The organism is Paraburkholderia sp. BL6665CI2N2, assembly GCF_004366535.1.
GTDB lineage: Bacteria > Pseudomonadota > Gammaproteobacteria > Burkholderiales > Burkholderiaceae > Paraburkholderia.
In genome coordinates, this window is record NZ_SORC01000001.1 from 3,914,317 (window position 1) to 3,932,898 (window position 18,582).

The window sequence follows — 18,582 nt, forward strand, 5'->3', positions numbered from 1 at the left end:
AGAAGCCCAACGAAAAAACCGCCCACCTGGGCGGTTTTTCTTTGACCTCGCGATCCGGTCAACCGCGGCCTGAACGCTTAGTGCCAGCCGCGATGATTGTCGTAATGGTCGCGGCCGTAGTTGTAATGGCCCGGGGGATGATGACGATACCAGTCGTCGCGCGCCCAGTAGCGGCGGCCGTCCCAGTAGCGGTCGCCGTGCCAGCCGATCACGACGGCCGGGCCGCCGTAGTACACGGGTGCCGGTTGATAAATGACCGGCGGAGGAGGAGGCGGCGGCGGTGCGTATACCGGTGCCGGCGCGACGTAGACCGGCGCGGGAATACCGATGTTGACGCCGATGTTGACACCGCCGGCCGTTGCGGCACCCGACGCACCCAGTGCGAAAACCCCGATCAAAAGTGGAACAAGACGAGCGGACTTCATCGATCACCCTTTTAGAAGAATGTGTTGTTGGCGGAAATATAGCGCAAGGCGCCGCACCGCGTATTTCAACTTTGTAATAACTGATGCATAACATCGCACGCATCGTCGCGCGGTTACGTCTCGTTACATCGGACATGCTTTTGGTGAAAAGACGGTGGCGTTGTAAACGGAGCGGGCGCAACGCGAGGCGGCTCTGTTCGCAGCGCGGACGAATTCCGTAGGATAACGAATTACTAATTTCCTCAATGCCCTGCCCTGCCTCGACACAGAGACATCCCGATCCGCCTGGCACGGTTCGAGTGCTGCCGATTTCGAGACGGCAGTCGAGCCGGTTCCTACGGCAAGACAAGTTGACGGCATCGACACGCCGTCGCCACCGCAAACACGCCGAGCAATCCGTCATTTTGCGTCCATGCGCAAAACGAACATTCGATGTTCGAAAGAACATTGACAGAAAAATCAACAAGTAGCCGGTCGTCCGACATCTAGCTGGTCGCGTATCACCCAAAGACCCGTTTCATTGCACTTTCCCGCATAAATCCACCACAATGCATGGTTTTCCCTAGTATTCTGCAGCGATATCAGTGATACGATGACTGACACTAAACGAAGATAAATGTTCGAATTCGCGCATAGCCGCTTTCCCAACGGCCAGCCACCGAACACTTCGCGTACGGAGACAGATTTTGAAAACAATCATTGGTTTGCGCTGGTGGATCATTGCGCTCGTGTGTCTCGGGACGATCGTCAACTACCTGTCGCGCAACGCACTCGGCGTGATGGCGCCGGAGTTGATGAAGTTGCTGCACATGAGCACGCAGCAATACTCGTACGTAGTGGGCGCCTTTCAGGTCGGCTACACGATCATGCAGCCCATCTGCGGGCTGATCATCGACCTGATCGGGTTGCGGCTCGGCTTTGCGCTATTCGCCTGCCTGTGGTCGCTGACAGGCGTGCTGCACGGCTTCGCGAGCGGCTGGCTTTCGCTCGCGGCTTTGCGCGGACTCATGGGCCTGACCGAGGCCGTCGCCATTCCGGCCGGCATGAAGGTGGTCGCCGAATGGTTTCCCAATCGCGAGAAGTCCGTCGCGGTCGGCTACTTCAATGCGGGCACCTCGCTGGGTTCGCTGCTCGCTCCCCCGCTTGTCGTGTTTCTCTCGTTGCGATACGGCTGGCAAAGCGCCTTTGCCGTGACCGGCGCACTCGGCTTCGTCTGGGCCGCTGCCTGGTATCTGCTGTACCGATCGCCGACTGAGCACGCCCGCATCAGCGAGGCGGAGCGCGAGACGATTGTCGGCGGCCAGACGCCGGGCGCGCCGCAGCGGCGCAGCATCCGCGAAGTGCTGCGCACGCGCCGCTTCTGGGCGATCGCTCAGGCGCGTTTCTTCGCCGAACCGGCCTGGCAGACATTCAGCTTCTGGATTCCCCTGTATCTCGCCACGCAACGCCATATGGATCTGAAGCAGATCGCGATGTTCGCGTGGCTGCCCTTTCTCGCCGCCGATCTGGGCGGCTTGTTCGGCGGTTACCTGTCGCCTTTCCTGATGAAGCATCTGCGTGTGCCGCTGATCTGGTCGCGCATCGCGGGCGTCGTGCTCGGCGCGCTCATGATGCTCGGGCCCGCGTGCATCGGTCTCGTCGCGTCGCCGTATCAGGCCATTGCGCTCTTCTGCGTGGGCGGCTTCGCGCACCAGATGATCTCGGCGCTCGTGAATACGCTCGCAGCCGACGTGTTCGATCCCAGCGAAGTCGGCACTGTCGCCGGTTTTGCGGGCATGTCCGCGTGGATCGGCGGCCTCGGCTTTTCGCTGCTGGTGGGCGCCCTTGCCGATTCGATCGGCTACACGCCGCTCTTCGGCGCGCTCGGCGCTTTCGATCTGATCGGCGCCACGCTGCTGATCATCCTGATGCGCGGCGTGACCCGCGACGCGCGTCCGCATCAAACCGATAGCAGCGCCAGCCCCGCTGCGTGACCTCAATCGAATCGAAGACACATCATGCATTCACCGACGAATCTGAAGCACCCGCCGCGCTTCTCGCTGTCGACACAGACCGGCAATCACATCGTTCTCGCCGCGCAGGCGCAGTGCCGGATCGAACTGTTCGTGCTCGCCGAAGACATCATCCGCGTGCTCGTGCTGCCTGATGGCGAACTGCACGGGCCGCGCACCTGGTCCATTGCGCCGGGCGAAGACGACGTCGCGCTCGAAGGGCGCGAGCGGCGCGACCTGAGCGGCTTCACGCCGCCGCCGTTCGAGGTGTCGAGCGACGCGCAACAGGTGGTGATCGAAACGGCGCGCATCCGCCTGACGGTCACGCTCGACGGCGGCTTCTGCGCCTGGGACATCCTGCACGACGACGCATGGCAGCGCGTGATGAGCGATCGCAAGACGCAGGCGTATAACTTCGGCTGGTGGGACGAGCGCGTGTATCACTACATCGAGCGGCGCCGGGACGAAATGAATGTCGGCCTCGGCGAGCGCGCCGGTTCGCTGGATCGCGCGCAGCAAAGCTACGAGATGCGCAATATCGACGCGATGGGCTACAGCGCGCGCACCACCGATCCGCTCTACAAGCACATCCCGTTCTACGTGACCTGGCAGCCGCAGACGTCGACGGGCTTCGGACTTTTCTACGACACGCTCGCCGATTGCCGCTTCGACATGGGCCGCGAACTGGACAACTATCACGGCCACTACCGCCACTTCGTCGCCGAGCATGGCGATCTCGACTATTACTTCATCGCGTCGGCGGGCACGCCCCTGCAGGCGGTGCGTCGTTTTACATGGCTGACCGGACGGCCGGCGTGGATGCCGAAGTGGGGACTCGGCTATTCCGGTTCGACGATGAGCTACACCGATGCGCCCGACGCGCAGCAACGCATGGGCGAATTCATCGAACGATGCGGCGAACACGACGTGCTGTGCGATTCATTCCATCTGTCGTCGGGCTACACGTCGATTGGCGCGAAGCGCTACGTGTTCAACTGGAATCACGAGAAGTTTCCAGATATCGACTGCTTCGTGCAGAGCTATCTCGACCACGGCGTGCGTCTGTGCGCGAACATCAAACCTTGCTTGCTGCAAGACCATCCCGCGTTCGCGGACGTTGCCCGAGCCGGCCTGCTGATCGAGTCGCGTGACGGCAATCCTGCCTGGGTGCAGTTCTGGGACGAAGTCGGCGCGTATCTGGATTTCACGAATCCCGACACCATCGACTGGTGGAAGGCGCGCGTCAAGGACAGTCTCCTGAAGCACGGCATCGCGGCCACGTGGAACGACAACAACGAATTCGAGATCTGGTCGCCCGACGCGATCGCACGCGGCTTCGGCGCGGCGTATCCGGCGCGCGAGGCCAAGGTGCTGCAAACGCAATTGATGATGCGCGCGTCGCACGACGCGCAGCGCGAGCACGCGCCTGAGAAGCGGCCCTTTCTCGTGTCGCGTTCGGGCGGCGTCGGCATGCATCGCTATGTGCAGACCTGGTCCGGCGACAATTACACGTCGTGGGAAACGCTGCGCTTCAATCTGAAGATGGGCCTCGGCCTCGCCATGTCCGGCATCTCCAACAGCGGCCACGACATCGGCGGATTCTCCGGCCCGGCGCCGGGCCCGGAACTGTTCGCGCGCTGGGTCGCGTTCGGCATCTTCCTGCCGCGCTTCAGCATTCATTCGTGGAACGACGACGGCACCGTCAACGAACCGTGGATGTACCCCGAAGTCACGCGGCAGGTTGCCGCGCTGATCAAACTGCGCTACCGCTTCATTCCTTACCTGTACGAGTTGCTCTGGCAGTCGCACAGTGCCTACGAACCCGTCTTGCGCCCGATGTTCGCCGAGTTTCCCCGCGACCCGCGCTGCCTCGTCGACGGCGACGACATGATGCTCGGCTCCTCGATGCTGGTCGCGCCGGTGGTCGACGCGGGCCAGTCGACGCGTGACGTGTATCTGCCGTCCGGCTCGCGCTGGGTGGCGTACTGGGGCGGCGAAACGTTCGACGGCGGCCAGACCGTGAACCTGCCCGCGCCGTACGAGCAGCCGGTGATCCTGCTGCGCGAGGGCAGCGTGATTCCATTGAACGTGGCTGAACAACACTTCGGCCGCCCCGCCGACGAACGCGCGTTCATCGCCGTGCCGCATGCCGGCGTTGGCACCACGCGCGGCGGCTGCGTCGAAGACGACGGCGAGAGCGAAGCCTGGCGCGAAGGCGCGCAAGGCCGCTGGCACATCACGCTGACCGGTGACGCGAGCACCTTGCGCGTTTCAGTCGAACGCGAAGGCTGGATGCCGCAGCCGCAGCGCGAAGTCCGGATCTTTGTGCCGAAGGACGAAGCGCGCGCGGTCGAATGCATCGGCGGCGCACTCGTGGCCGATCACACCGCCGACGGCTGGCGCTGCCTGACGATTTCCATGGCCCACTAAACAAGCCCGCATCACCGGCCTGAAGCACTCAGGCCGCTCATCTAATCCGGAGACCTGCAAGCGATGAACTCATTCAAGCGTGCGCGTACGCGCGCACTCGTCCTCTCGTGCCTGCCGTTCGCGGGCGCCGCGCTGTCGAGCGACGCGGCGGCGCAAAGCAGCGTCACGTTGTACGGTGTCGTCGATAACGCGTTCACCTATGTCAGCAATCAGCGCGGTCACGCCAACTTCTACATGAGTCAGGGCAACCTGCAGGCGAGCAAGTTCGGCTTGCTCGGTTCGGAAGACATCGGCGGCGGCACGAAAGCGATTTTCCGGCTGGAGAGCGGCTTCAACTCGCTGACGGGCGCGCAGAGCAGCGCGGGTTTCCTATTCAATCGGCAGGCCTATGTCGGGCTGAGCAACGACCGGTACGGGACCTTCACGCTCGGCCGTCAATACACCCCCTACTTCCAGATGGTCGGCGCACTGGGGCCGACCGGCGTGCTGACCGGCGCAACCGGCGCGCACCCAGGCGATGTCGATGCGCTCGACACCACGCTGCGCTTCAATAATTCGGTAACCTATCTATCGCCGAACATCGCCGGCCTGCAATTTAGCGCGCAATACGGCTTGGGCGGCGTGCCGGGCAGCGTGGCCAACGGCAGCAATTTCAGCGCGGCGTTTCGCTACGACTACAAGCCGTTCGCGGTCGCGGCGGGCTATGTCAAGCTGAAAGACATTGCGACGAGCGCGGCGCTCGGCACCTTCGCCATCAACTCTCCGGTGAATAGCGGTTATGCGACGGCACGCAGCGCGCAACTGTTCGCCGCGGCCGCTCGTTATAACCTGCGGGACCTGATGGTCGGCGTCAACTATTCGAACGTGCAGTATGCGCCGGGCTCCGGTTCGCTATTTGCCGGCAAAGCGGTATTCAACACGTACGGCGTGATTTCGACGTATCGGATTACGCCGGCGGTGATCGTCGGCGCCGGCTACAGCTATACGCGCGCGAGCAAGGCGAATGGCATGAGCGATCCGGCGCACTATCACCAGATTTCGCTGGAGCAGACCTATAACCTCTCGGCGCGCACCACGTTGTACGCGCTGGAAGCGTATCAGCTCGCGCGCGGCAAGACGCTGATCGCGGCGGGCGGCGCCACGAGCATCACCGACGCGGTGGCCGTGGTCGGGGATTCGCAGAATACGACGCCGTCGTCGGGACCTTCGCAGTTTGTCGGGATGGTGGGGTTGAGGCACGCGTTTTGAGGGCGACCTGAAGGGTCAATTAAGCAATGGTGAACCCGCGAAGAGAATCGGCTGCAGGAACACGCCGAGGGACTTCGCGGGACGCGGAAGCGACTCGTGCTAACCTCGCTGGACAGGCACTGTGCTTCAGTGCCGGCTCTCGTACGGAGACCTGGACGATGGACTGCGCCGCGCTGCCGATCCTTGACTGTCACCAACACTTCTACGACGCCCGACGCTTCCATTACCCCGTGTTCGCGACGCGCAGCGAAGGCTTCGAAGCGCTCGTCGGCGACTACGGTGCGCTCCCCCGCATCTACTTACCCGACGACTACGCGCGCGACACGAGCGCGTTAAATGTCGTCGGCACAGTCTGGGCGGAATTTATGTCGACCGATCCGGTGGGCGAGGCAGGCTGGGCACAGGAACTGGCGAACGCGACTCGACGCCCTGACGGCATCATCGCTCTGGTCGATTTTTCAAGTCCTGATCTGCCGGCCACGCTAGACGCGTATTCGTCAGCGCAACGGATCCGTTGTGTTCGCCAGCATCTGGGCTGGCATCCGGCGAACCCGCTGCTTCGCTATGCGCCGAGGCCGGACCTCATGTCGGACCAGGCATGGCGACGCGGCCTCGCGTCGCTGCGGGGACGTGGCGTGATTTGCGAACTGGAAATGTTCGCGCCGCAACTGCCCCAACTTGCTTCGCTGGCGACCGCGTTTCCCGACACTCAGTTCGTGCTGCCCGTCATGGGCTGGCCACTTGACCTGACCAGCGAAGGCCAGGCAGCGTGGAAACGTGAAATGAACGCGGTGAGCGCGTGTCCCAATGTGGCAGTGAAAATATTCGGGCTGGAGTGCATCTTCGGCATTCATTGGACGGTCGCTCAGGTCCGGCCCTGGATACTGGAAACCATTGAAGTCTTCGGCCCCGATCGATGCATGTTTGCCAGTCATATGCCGATAAGCAAGCTGGCCTGCAGCTTCGAAAAGCTGTATCGCGCGTACTTTGAGGTGATAGCGGGATTCAGTGTTTCGGAGCAGCGAGGGCTTCTGCATGACACGGCTGCGGCGATTTACAAGCTGAGCTAAATGTTGGTTGCGGGAGAACCGGACTGCGCGTACCGCTGCGAACGCGGGTGAAGCGACCCGTTGTCGTGCTGATCCGTTCGAACTGCAACACCCCAAAAAAACAAAAACCCCGCAGAGCCTAGACTCTGCGGGGTTCTCTCTACCACTTCTGGCGGAGACGGAGGGATTCGAACCCTCGATCCAGGTTTTGGCCCAGATGCTCCCTTAGCAGGGGAGTGCCTTCGACCTCTCGGCCACGTCTCCCAAACTTTCGGTCGCGCAGGGAGTCAGCGCGACGAAGCCAAGATAATAGCGGGCCGAACCGCGAAGGTCAATGTCTGGCGGACAGTTTTTGTGCCAGTTTCGTCACTGACGACGCAATTTATTCACCTGGGCCACCGCGGCCGCGCAAAACAAACGGGGCGCTCTTGCACGCCCCGCCTATTCAAAACTACTTACGCCTGATCCAGCTCGAACGCTTTATGCAGCGCGCGCACAGCGAGCTCCATATACTTCTCGTCGATCAGCACCGAGATCTTGATTTCGGAGGTCGAGATCATCTGGATGTTGATGCCCTCTTCCGACAGCGTGCGGAACATCGTGCTCGCGATACCCACATGCGAGCGCATGCCGACGCCCACCACCGAGACCTTCGACACCTTCGGATCGCCCAGCACCTGCTCGGCCTGCACGTGGCCTTTCACCTGGTTCGTGAGGATGTCCATGGCGCGTTGATAGTCGCCACGGCCGACCGTGAACGTGAACGCCGTTTTGCCTTCCACGCTCTGGTTCTGGATGATCATGTCGACGTCGATATTCGCGTCCGCCACCGGGCCGAGAATCTGATACGCGATGCCCGGCTTGTCGGGCACACCCATCACGGCGATACGAGCTTCGTCGCGCTGAAACGCGATGCCCGAGATGACTGCTTTTTCCATGGTCTCGTCTTCTTCAAAAGTAATCAGGGTGCCCGACTTCATTTCAGCGTCGAGCGGTATCAGCGGATCGGTCAGGCTCGACAACACACGCGTCTTCACCTGATATTTGCCGGCGAATTCCACCGAGCGGATCTGCAGCACCTTCGAACCCAGGCTTGCCATTTCCAGCATTTCTTCGAACGTCACGCGATCGAGCCGGCGCGCTTCTTCCACCACGCGCGGGTCGGTCGTGTAGACCCCGTCGACGTCCGTGTAAATCAGGCATTCATCGGCTTTCAACGCGGCCGCAACCGCGACCGCCGACGTATCCGAACCGCCGCGGCCGAGCGTGGTGATGTTGCCGGCAGGATCGATACCCTGGAAGCCGGTGATCACCACCACCTTGCCGGCGTCGAGATCGCGCAGCACGCGCTCGCCGTCGATTTCGCTGATGCGCGCTTTCGTGAACGCGCTATCCGTTTTCACCGGCACTTGCCAGCCGGCGTAGCTGACCGCGTCGACCCCGGCTTCCTGCAGCGCGATGGCGAGCAGACCCGAGCTGACCTGCTCGCCCGTGGCGGCAATCATGTCGAGTTCGCGCGGGCTCGGCTGACCCGTGATTTCCTTCGCGAGACCGAGCAAGCGGTTGGTTTCGCCGGACATCGCCGACGGCACGACGACCATCTTGTGGCCAGCCTTGTGCCATTTCGCGACGCGCTTGGCGACGTTCTTGATGCGCTCGACCGAGCCCATCGAGGTGCCGCCGTATTTGTGTACGATGAGTGCCATTGTCGTTCTGAACTGGAGGAGAAACCGCGCTGGCGCGCTGGAGACGACCGCACAAAAGCACAGAAGCGCAACGTCTTGTGAACGACGGCAGAGTGTGTGGCGGCGTAAATGCAGCACGCGTGCAGCACGCGCGGATTTGCCCGGGAATGATCGCTGATGGCTTACCGGAAACGACGGATCACGATCGCAAACCGACTAATTCAACAAAAGCGAAGGCGAAATCGGGTCGGGCAAACAAGTTAACGTACCCGATCGAGCGCAAAAAGACAAGCCGGAACGGCCATCGGATCACGCTGAATATGCGCTGCAAAGGCCTGTTTCATGCGGATTTGCGCCCTATTTCCGGATTCGCGGCACGGACTATCGAGGTGTCCGACCGGCCGGTCAGGCGATCAGCAAGTCCTCGCGCCAGACGATCCTGACGCGCGATTCGGCCTCGTCGATCGGCTGCGGCAACGTCGCGCGATTGATCCCGAGCCCGGGCACGAACAGCAGTTCATCGCCGATGTAAAGCAGCGGTACATCGCGCTTCCATGCGGGAATGCCGCGCTCCTGGAATAGATTTTTCAACGTGCGGCTCGGTGCGCCAGGCGCGTCGCTCGTGCGCATGCGTTCGCCGCCGCTGCGCGGACGTGCGCTCAACACCGCACGCTGCAACACGCTCACGGGAATCGTCGCGTCGGCGTCACCAACCGCGGCGTCGGCGAATACGAACGTGCCGCGCCATTGCGGCAACCGCCAGATCGACTCGCCCTGCCACGCGAGCTCGCTGACCGCGCGCGCGGCGAGGGCGGTTTCGTCGGCGGGCTCGCTACTGTCTCCCGCTTCCCAATAGATCACACCGCGATAGCTGCGCAACGCATGTCCCGCGTGATCGATGCGCAGACCATGGCCCTCGCCCGCCGCGCCGATCTCACGCAACTGACGCAGCGCATCGCCGAGACGCGCGCTCGATGCGGCAACGAAGCCCAACGTGCGCATCCAGTAGCGCAGAAGATTGAGCGCGCGGTCGTCGTCAAGCGCGAGCAATGCATCGTGCGATAGCGCGCGCCCTTCGTCGCGTGACGCTTCTTCCATATCGATGCGCGCAAGCGTATCGAGCAAACGCTGCGCCGACGCCGCGTGCGCCGCCGTGCGCGCAAGCGCGTCGCGAAAGCCCGGAAAATGCACGGCCAGGGCCGGCGTCACTTCGTGGCGCAACGCATTGCGGGCGTAGCGTGTATCGGCATTCGATTCATCGTCGATCCAACGCAACGCACGCTCGCACGCGTATTGCTCGAGCTGTGCGCGCAGTAGATGAAGCAAAGGCCGCACGCGCGTTGCCGACGCATTCGCCGGCAAATACTCGGGCGCCATCGCGGCAAGACCGGCGAGACCGGCGCCGCGCAGCAATTGCAACAACACAGTCTCAGCCTGATCGTCCGCATGCTGCGCGAGCCACAGCGTGGCTACACCATGCGACGCGCACATCTCGTCCAGCGCGCGATAACGCGCATCGCGTGCGGCGGCTTCGACGCTCACGCCCGCATCACGCGACACCTCGACGCGCTCTGCCGCGAACTCGACACCACGCTCCAGCGCAAACGCCTCGCAGTGCGCGAGCCATGCATCGGCATGCGCGCTAAGCCCATGATGCACATGCAGCGCGATGCAACGCGACGCGCCCGCGACACGCACCGCGGCATCGAGCAGCACACTCGAATCCACCCCGCCACTGAAGGCAATCGCAACACGCGCGCTAGCGGGAAGCGCAGACAAAGAAAAGCCGACCGCCTCGAGAACGAGGCGGTCGGCGGGTGTTTCGGCGGTGGAGGTCACGTCGCTAGCGCATCAAGCGCTGAAGGACGAAAGAAAACGCGCGCGGGCTTACGCACCCGGCGTCGTTTCCTTGAATTTGCCGTACGACATCAACCGTTCGAAACGGCGTTGACGCAGGTCGTTGATGCTCATGCCCTGGAACTGGCGCAGCGAATCGGCGAGCGCACGGCGCAGCATCGCGGCCATGCCTTTCGGATCGCGATGCGCGCCGCCCAGCGGCTCGTTCACGATCTTGTCGATCAGGCCGAGCGCCTTCAGACGATGCGCGGTCAGGCCGAGCGCTTCCGCGGCTTCCGGCGCTTTCGCGGCGCTCTTCCACAGAATCGACGCGCAGCCTTCCGGCGAGATCACCGAATAGGTCGAGAATTGCAGCATCAGCACGCTGTCGCCGACTGCAATGGCCAACGCGCCGCCCGAACCGCCCTCGCCGATGATCGTCGCAATCAGCGGCGTCTTCAGTTCGGCCATGACGTAAAGATTGCGGCCGATCGCTTCCGACTGCCCGCGCTCTTCCGCGCCGATGCCCGGATACGCGCCCGGCGTGTCGATGAACGTGAAAATCGGCAAGCCGAATTTTTCGGCGAGACGCATCAGACGTTCGGCCTTGCGATAGCCTTCCGGACGCGGCATGCCGAAGTTGCGCAGCGCGCGCTCCTTGGTATCGCGGCCCTTCTGATGGCCGATCACCATGCACGCCTGGCCGTTGAAACGCGCGAGGCCGCCGACGATCGACAGGTCGTCCGCATAGTTGCGGTCGCCGTGCAATTCGTGGAAGTCGGTGAACAACTCGCTCACGTAGTCGAACGTGTACGGGCGTTGCGGATGACGGGCGATTTGCGAAACCTGCCACGGCGTGAGGTTCGCGTACAGATCTTTGGTGAGCTGTTGACTCTTCTTGGACAGCCGCTCGATCTCTTCCGAAATATCGACGGCCGAATCGTCCTGCACGAAGCGCAATTCTTCGATCTTCGCTTCGAGTTCAGCGATCGGCTGTTCGAAATCCAGAAACGTGGTCTTCATTGTTTGTAATCCTTGGACTTACCGGCAGCGCGTATTCTAACCGCGCGGGCCGATGTCAAAACCATCTCGCAACTATCAATTTTCAAACTTTGATAGCTTTTGAAATAGTCCCGTTTCTTCTTTTTCAGTAGTCGACCGGCAACGGGTCAAGACTACGCCACATATACCAGGTGGCGACGGTGCGCCACGGCTCCCAGTTGGCGGCGACCTCGCGCGCTTCGCTGCGTGTGACCGGTTCGCCACTGAAGTAGTTGACGCTGATCGCACGAATCAGGCCCAAATCGTCGAGCGGCAGGACGTCGGGGCGTGACAGGTTGAAGATCAGGAACATCTCCGCGGTCCAGCGGCCGATGCCGCGAATCTGCGTGAGTTCTGCGATCACGGCCTCGTCTTCCATCGACGTCCATTTGCCGACGTGCAGCGCGCCCGAAACGAAATGCTGCGCGAGATCGAGCACGTATTCGGCTTTGCGCCTGGACAGCCCGCACGTGGTCAGCTTTTCCAGACCGAGCTTGATGAACTGCTGCGGCACGAGCTTGGGACACGCGGCCTCGACCTTCGCCCAGGCGGCCTGCGCGGACGCGACCGAAATCTGCTGCCCGACCACCGAACGCGCGAGCGTGACGAACGGATCGCCGCGACTCAGCAGATGCACCGGGCCGAACTTCGGAATCAGTTTCTTCAGAATGCGATCGCGCTTGACGAGGTCGGCACACGCCTTGTCCCAATAGGCCGGACGCGTGACTTCAGGCGTGAGGCCGGCGATCTGCACCGGCACCGCGGCTTCGCTCGCGCTCGCCGCTTCGCCGCCCGCGGTTGCGGACGCGCGCGTCTTGCGCACGACTTCGCCTTCGTGCCCCTCGACGTTGATGCGGGCGAGTTCCTGCACGTCGCCGGCCAGTTCCGCCGACAAGGCGCCGTTGCTCTTCGCACGCTGCGGCTTCGCGCGCTTCGCGACAGGCGCGTGCGCCGACGCGCCGTTGAGCGCACGCTGCACGGTGGTCTTTTTCGCTGCGCCCGCTGCGGTCTTGGCCACCACCCCGGCGGCTTTCGACGATGCTTTCCTTACCACGCCGCTGCCCGTGCGAGCCGACGTGCGTGTCGACTTTGCCGCGGCTGCCGCGTTTGTTTGAGACGCGGCTCGTTTAGCCGGCGTCTTCGTGGCCGTTGCCATCCTGCCTCCTGCCTGGCGAGTCGATCAAAGGGTAAGTCGAGGTGCGCTCACACGCGCCGCCACTCGGTCAACCCGCCGGGTTTGTCTTCAAGTGCAACGCCGGCCTCGAGCAATTCGGCCCGGATCCGGTCTGCTGCCGCATAGTCCTTCGCCTGTTTGGCGGCCACGCGCGCCGCGATCTTCGCTTCGATCGCGGCGGGCTCGAGCGCGCCCTCAGCTGCAGCCCCCGCTGCCTGCTGCAGGTATGCACGCGGCTCGCGGCCGAGCAGTCCGATCACCGCGCCCAGCGAGCGCAATTGACGGGCCAGCGCGGGGTCGCGCGTGCGATTCACTTCTGTTGCCAACTCGAACAACACCGACACTGCAACCGGTGTGTTGAAGTCGTCATTCATTGCTGCCTGGAAACGAAGCGCATGCGCCTCATTCCAGTCGAGCTCGGCGGCGTCCGGCGTGACGTCTTTCAGCGCGGTGTACAAACGCGCGAGAGCGTTGCGGGCGTCGTCGATATGCACGTCGCTGTAATTCAACGGCGAGCGGTAATGCGCGCGTGCGATAAAGAAACGCACGACCTCGGCATCGTACTGCGCCAATACTTCGCGGATCGTAAAGAAGTTGTTCAACGACTTCGACATCTTCTCATTGTCGATCTGTACGTAGCCGTTGTGCATCCAGAAATTGACGAAGGTTTGACCGGTAGCGGCTTCACTTTGCGCTATTTCGTTTTCATGGTGCGGAAACTGCAGGTCTTGCCCGCCGCCGTGAATGTCGAAATGTTCGCCGAGCAATGTGCAGCCCATTGCCGAGCATTCGATATGCCAGCCTGGACGGCCGCGCCCATACTTCGAATCCCAGCCTGTATCCGCCGGCTCTTCCGGCTTGGCCTGCTTCCACAAGACAAAGTCGAGCGGGTCCTGCTTCGCGTCGTTCGCCGCGACGCGTTCGCCCGCGCGCAGATCTTCGAGCGACTTGCCCGACAGCTTGCCGTAGTTCGCGAACTTGCGCACCGCATAGTTCACGTCGCCGTCGCTTGCCTGATAGGCGTAGCCGTTCGCTTCGAGCTGCTCGATCATGCCGAGCATCTGCGGAATGAAATCCGTGGCGCGCGGTTCGATGTCGGGCCGCTGGATGCCGAGTGCGTCCGCGTCTTCGTGCAATGCGTTGATGAAGCGATCGGTCAGCGCCTTGATGGTCTCGCCGTTCTCCACTGCGCGCCGGATGATCTTGTCATCAATATCCGTGATATTGCGCACGTAGGTCACGTCGTAGCCGAGCGTGCGCAACCAGCGCTGCACGATGTCGAACACGACCATCACCCGCGCATGACCGACGTGACAATAGTCGTACACGGTCATCCCGCAGACGTACATTCGCACGACGCCTTCTTGCAGCGGCACGAAAGTTTGCTTGTCACGCGCGAGCGTGTTGTAGATGCGCAGTGATTCCATAGAGAACGGTGCGTGGGCCGAAAGAAATCCGCAATGTGTTTCATGCGCGGCGTGCCCCGCCAGTCAAGAACCGGACGGCGGGCGCGTCGCATACAGCAAAACCGGTGCACCTGGTGCGGCGGTCAGGCTGCGATCAAGGCGGAGACGACCACGAGTGGCGAAAAGACAGTTTGCGGTTCGACGGAACGCGCAGACCTTTTGTTAGAATGGGTCGGAGTATAACATCCAGACCTGAGCCTATGAAACCTTCAAGCGGCCGCGCGCGCAGCGCTGCGACCCTCGCCGCGACGGCCTTCGGTGGCGCCACGCGGGCCCTCACCTTGCGCGTCACCGTGGCGCTCGCCCTTGCGGCCATGCCGGCCGCGGCGGCCTTTGCGCAGAAAACCGCCACGCTGCCGCAGGGCCCCGCCGTGCGCGACAACACGCCGGAAATCGACACGTCGATCGCGCAGAAAAACTGGGCCGCCTCGCTGACCCAGCTCGACGCGCGCATCGCCTCGAATCCGCGCGACGCGCAAGCAAAGTTCAAGCGCGGCACGGTGCTCGCCCACCTGAATCGCGACGACGAAGCTATCGTCGCGTTCACCGAACTCACGCAGACCTACCCCGAGTTGCCCGAGCCCTACAACAACCTCGCCGCGCTTTACGCGAAGCATGGTCAATACGCCGAAGCGCGCGTCGCGCTCGAAACGGCGACCAAGGTCAACCCGGGCTACGGCCTCGCCTACGAGAATCTCGGCGACCTGTATCTGCGCATGGCCAATGAGGCCTATCGCCACGCGCAGAGCCTCGGCAAGGTGAGCCCCACCACCACGCAGCGGCTCGCGGACATTCAGAAAGTCATCTCGCCGGTCAAGACCGCGGCCCAGGCGAAACAGGCCGTTAGCACCGAAGACGACTACACCGCCCGCGCCACCTCGAACATGACGCAAACGCCGAGCTTCCAGTACGGCGGTGCGAACGGCTCGCTCGCCATGCCGCCTTACATGGCGCCGTCGAAGTAAAGCCATCACGTTTCGCGCAATACGTTTTTTCCAACCCTGAGGATCTTCATGAAATGGTTGATGTTGGCGCTCGGCAGCGCCGCCCTGATCGCAAACGCTCCCGCATTTGCCCAGTCCGGTTCGCAAGCCGCGCATCCGTCCGTCCTCTTCAAGACATCGGAAGGCGACATCCGCGTCGAGTTGTATCCTGAGAAAGCGCCCAAGACGGTCGCCAACTTCCTCGACTATGTGAAGTCCGGCCAGTACAGCGGCACGATTTTCCATCGCGTGATTCGTGGTTTCATGATTCAGGGCGGCGGTTACACGCAAAGCTTCGCGGAGAAGCCGACACGCGCGCCGATTCCGCTCGAAAGCCGTAACGGTCTGAAGAACATGACGGGCACGCTCGCCATGGCGCGCACCAGCGACCCGAATTCGGCCACCGCGCAATTCTTCATCAACACGGTGGACAATGCCGGCCTCGACTATCCGAATCCTGACGGCAACGGCTATGCGGTGTTCGGCAAAGTCACGGGCGGCATGGACGTCGTGAAAAAGATCGAAGGCACGCCCACCACCTCGCGCGGCCCGATGAGCGACGTGCCGCAAAAGCCGGTCGTGATCGAGTCGGCCACGGTCGTCGGCAAGTAATTGCAGCAACAGGACGCGCGCCGCAGTCGGGCGCGCGCACGAGAAAAGCGTCAGCGCTCAATCCACGCCCCGGCGCGGCTCAACGTCAACGCATGACGACTCGCCGCGCCTTTTACCCACCCTGTTCATCAAAGGATTCCATCATGGTTGAACTGCATACGAACCACGGCGTCATCAAACTCGAACTTGACGCTGAAAAGGCGCCGAAGTCGGTTGAGAACTTCCTCAACTACGTGAAGGCCGGCCACTACGACAACACGGTGTTCCACCGCGTGATCGACGGCTTCATGATCCAGGGCGGCGGCTTCGAACCCGGCATGAAGCAGAAGCCGACGGGCGAGCCGATCCCGAATGAAGCGAACAACGGTCTGAAGAACGTCAACGGCTCGGTCGCCATGGCGCGCACGAACGACCCGCACTCGGCCACGGCGCAATTCTTCATCAACGTGAACGACAATGACTTCCTGAACCACTCGTCGCCGACGCCGCAAGGCTGGGGTTACGCCGTGTTCGGCAAGGTGGTCGAAGGCCTCGACATCGTCGAGAAGATCAAGAAGGTCAAGACGGGTTCGAAGGGCTTCCATCAGGACGTGCCGGCGGACGACGTGGTGATCGAAAAGGCTGTGATCGTCGACTAAGTCGTAGCGAGCATCGATTCGTTCGAACTGACATCAGGCACCTTCAATGCTGCAAGAAACGCCGCTGCGAAGCGTCGCCGCGGGCGTGCCTGGCGAGGGCAAACGCCCGCACGCCGCACGCCCGTTTTTTTTCCTCTCCGATATTCATCTGAGCGAGGCGATCCCGCATACGGTCGCCGCGTTCGAGCATTTCATCCGCTTCACGGCCGAGCAGGCCGATTCGGTGTTCATACTCGGCGATCTGTTCGAGTACTGGATCGGCGACGACATGCTCGCCGAGCCGTTCGTCGCGCGCATGGCGGCGCTACTGCATACGTTGTCGGAACGCGGCATCGCGCTCTACATCATGCATGGCAACCGCGATTTTCTGCTGGGCAAGCGCTTCATGAAAGCGGCCGGCGCGATCTGGCTGCCCGATCCGTTCGTGATCACCGCGTTCGGCACGCGTGTCGCCCTCGCGCATGGCGATGGCTTATGCACGGCCGATCGTGGCTATCAAGTGTTCCGGCGTTTTGCGCGTAACCGTTTTGCGCAGATGCTGTTTCTCGCATGGCCGTTGCGCTGGCGTCAGAAGCTAGCCGAAAACATGCGCTCGAAAAGCGAGCAAGGCCGCGCGCGGCCGGTTTCGCCGAAATACGATGTGACGGCGGCGGCCGTGGCCGCGTTATTCAAGTCGTCGAAAACGGCGACCCTCATTCATGGGCACACGCACCGGCCGGCGCGGCATCGCGAGCCGGGCGGCACGCGCTGGGTCCTGCCGGATTGGGATCTCGACCACGGCGAGCGCCGTGGTGGGTATTTGCGTATCGACGCTGAAGGGATTCGGGCGTTGCCGTTGGGTTGAGTGTGGCGGCAGTTGATTGCACCCGTGCCGACGCCGACGGGTCAAGTGCGCCGGGTAGCTCGGCGCTGTTCCACGCCACGCGTGCCGGCGTTGTGGCTGCTCTCGCTCTGCGCCGCATGCAGCGTTGCTGTTAGCAGCCGGCCAATAGCACCGGCGTCGGCGGCGCGCGCGAACAACTTCACCGCTCCGCCGCCACCGCTTCCCCTTTCCCTGCAATCGCGGCCGACAACCGCCGCAGATCGAGCAACGCCGCATCGGCGCCTTGCAGTCCTTCGAGACTCGTACCCAGCCGCTCCAGCGCGTCGACGATTTCGTCGATGCGCTTGGCTTGCGTCGCCGCGTGATCGATCAGCCCATGAATCGCCAGCGACACCGGATCGTCGGCGTTCGGCGTGATGCCGTATGCGCAGAAGCCGCTGCTTGCGGCGGAGCGTTTGCCCTCGCGCGCGGCGCCGCCGGCATCGGCATTGGCCGCTTCCGGAGCAACTGTGGCGGCCGCCGGCACGATGATCCGCGCCGGGTTACCCACCGCCGTGCCACGTGCCGGCACGGGCTTGGTCACCACCGCATTCGACCCGATCTTCGCGTCCGCGCCGATCGTGAAACCGCCGAGAACCTTCGCGCCCGCGCCGACGATCACACCGCGCTCAAGCGTTGGGTGCCGCTTCGCGCCGCGCGTGAGCGACGTGCCGCCGAGCGTAACGCCCTGATAGATCGTGCAGTCGTCGCCGATCTGCGCGGTCTCGCCGATCACCACGCCCATGCCGTGATCGATGAACACGCGCCGCCCGAGCGTCGCGCCCGGATGAATCTCGATGCCGGTCATGAAGCGCGCCATCTGCGAGACGAAACGCGCTAGCCAGCGGCGTTTGGCTCGCCAGCACGCATGCGCGAGCCGGTGCAGCAAGAGCGCGTGTAGGCCGGGATAACACGTGAGGACTTCCCAGGCGCTGCGGGCGGCGGGATCGCGCTCGCGGATCGTGGCGATGTCTTCGCGAAGTCTCGTGAACATGGCAGGGACTGTGTTGTGGGAGAAAGAGCCGCGCGCGAGAGCTGGCGCGCACGACGGCGTGGCTCGCCGCATAGCACGGCGGCAGCTTTGCTTAGAACGTTTTGAGGATTGTAGGGGGATTGCGGAAAACCTGCCGGAAGCCCACGCT

General features: G+C 62.8%; 15 protein-coding genes and 1 tRNA gene. 8 read left to right on the top strand and 8 right to left on the bottom strand.

Features of this window, described 5'->3' with window-relative positions:
* Nucleotides 1-77: 77 nt before the first annotated feature.
* Complete coding sequence (locus B0G81_RS17455) at nucleotides 78-425, bottom strand: hypothetical protein (RefSeq protein WP_134137792.1); 348 nt, start codon at nucleotides 423-425, stop codon at nucleotides 78-80.
* Between the two features lie 686 nt (nucleotides 426-1,111).
* Between B0G81_RS17455 and B0G81_RS17460 the strand changes: the two genes are divergently transcribed.
* From B0G81_RS17460 to B0G81_RS17475, 4 genes are all read left to right on the top strand, one after another.
* Nucleotides 1,112-2,398, top strand: a complete 1,287-nt coding sequence (locus tag B0G81_RS17460; RefSeq protein WP_106279553.1) for an MFS transporter — start codon at nucleotides 1,112-1,114, stop codon at nucleotides 2,396-2,398.
* A gap of 24 nt (nucleotides 2,399-2,422) precedes the next feature.
* A complete protein-coding gene (locus B0G81_RS17465) occupies nucleotides 2,423-4,846 on the top strand; it encodes a glycoside hydrolase family 31 protein (protein WP_134137793.1) in 2,424 nt (807 codons plus the stop codon).
* A gap of 63 nt (nucleotides 4,847-4,909) precedes the next feature.
* A complete protein-coding gene (locus B0G81_RS17470) occupies nucleotides 4,910-6,094 on the top strand; it encodes a porin (protein WP_134137794.1) in 1,185 nt (394 codons plus the stop codon).
* A gap of 158 nt (nucleotides 6,095-6,252) precedes the next feature.
* The gene (locus B0G81_RS17475; protein ID WP_134137795.1) at nucleotides 6,253-7,164 is read left to right on the top strand and encodes an amidohydrolase family protein; all 912 of its coding nucleotides are present in this window, start codon (nucleotides 6,253-6,255) and stop codon (nucleotides 7,162-7,164) included.
* A 149-nt stretch (nucleotides 7,165-7,313) separates the two neighbouring features.
* Here B0G81_RS17475 and B0G81_RS17480 read toward each other — a convergent pair.
* From B0G81_RS17480 to cysS, 6 genes are all read right to left on the bottom strand, one after another.
* Nucleotides 7,314-7,407, bottom strand: a tRNA-Ser gene (locus tag B0G81_RS17480).
* A gap of 191 nt (nucleotides 7,408-7,598) precedes the next feature.
* Nucleotides 7,599-8,849, bottom strand: coding sequence for an aspartate kinase (locus B0G81_RS17485; protein ID WP_134137796.1), 1,251 nt, complete (start codon nucleotides 8,847-8,849; stop codon nucleotides 7,599-7,601).
* A 384-nt stretch (nucleotides 8,850-9,233) separates the two neighbouring features.
* Complete coding sequence (gene tilS / locus B0G81_RS17490; RefSeq protein WP_116117629.1) at nucleotides 9,234-10,667, bottom strand: tRNA lysidine(34) synthetase TilS; 1,434 nt, start codon at nucleotides 10,665-10,667, stop codon at nucleotides 9,234-9,236.
* 48 nt (nucleotides 10,668-10,715) lie between these two features.
* Nucleotides 10,716-11,687, bottom strand: a complete 972-nt coding sequence (locus B0G81_RS17495) for an acetyl-CoA carboxylase carboxyltransferase subunit alpha (RefSeq protein WP_074283028.1) — start codon at nucleotides 11,685-11,687, stop codon at nucleotides 10,716-10,718.
* A gap of 124 nt (nucleotides 11,688-11,811) precedes the next feature.
* Nucleotides 11,812-12,861 carry a DNA-3-methyladenine glycosylase gene (locus B0G81_RS17500; RefSeq protein WP_134137797.1) on the bottom strand — a complete coding sequence of 350 codons (1,050 nt, stop codon included), beginning with the start codon at nucleotides 12,859-12,861 and terminating at the stop codon, nucleotides 11,812-11,814.
* A 47-nt stretch (nucleotides 12,862-12,908) separates the two neighbouring features.
* On the bottom strand, nucleotides 12,909-14,306 hold the full coding sequence (gene cysS, locus B0G81_RS17505) for a cysteine--tRNA ligase (RefSeq protein WP_106279538.1): 1,398 nt from the start codon (nucleotides 14,304-14,306) through the stop codon (nucleotides 12,909-12,911).
* 239 nt (nucleotides 14,307-14,545) lie between these two features.
* Here cysS and B0G81_RS17510 point away from each other — a divergent pair, with 239 nt between their 5' ends.
* The 4 genes from B0G81_RS17510 (at nucleotide 14,546) to B0G81_RS17525 (ending at nucleotide 17,422) form a co-directional block, all read left to right on the top strand.
* On the top strand, nucleotides 14,546-15,310 hold the full coding sequence (locus B0G81_RS17510) for a tetratricopeptide repeat protein (protein ID WP_134137798.1): 765 nt from the start codon (nucleotides 14,546-14,548) through the stop codon (nucleotides 15,308-15,310).
* A 48-nt stretch (nucleotides 15,311-15,358) separates the two neighbouring features.
* Nucleotides 15,359-15,940 (top strand): peptidylprolyl isomerase, encoded by a 582-nt coding sequence (locus tag B0G81_RS17515; RefSeq protein ID WP_106279534.1) that lies wholly within the window; start codon nucleotides 15,359-15,361, stop codon nucleotides 15,938-15,940.
* Nucleotides 15,941-16,083: 143 nt separating this feature from the next.
* Nucleotides 16,084-16,578: a peptidylprolyl isomerase gene (locus B0G81_RS17520; RefSeq protein ID WP_106279532.1), complete on the top strand. Its 495-nt coding sequence runs from the start codon at nucleotides 16,084-16,086 to the stop codon at nucleotides 16,576-16,578.
* A 46-nt stretch (nucleotides 16,579-16,624) separates the two neighbouring features.
* On the top strand, nucleotides 16,625-17,422 hold the full coding sequence (locus B0G81_RS17525) for a UDP-2,3-diacylglucosamine diphosphatase (RefSeq protein WP_134137799.1): 798 nt from the start codon (nucleotides 16,625-16,627) through the stop codon (nucleotides 17,420-17,422).
* Nucleotides 17,423-17,600: 178 nt separating this feature from the next.
* Here the strand turns inward: B0G81_RS17525 and cysE are convergent, their stop codons facing one another.
* Entirely contained in the window at nucleotides 17,601-18,434 is an 834-nt protein-coding gene (gene cysE / locus B0G81_RS17530; protein ID WP_121307607.1) for a serine O-acetyltransferase, read from the bottom strand.
* Nucleotides 18,435-18,582 lie beyond the last annotated feature (148 nt).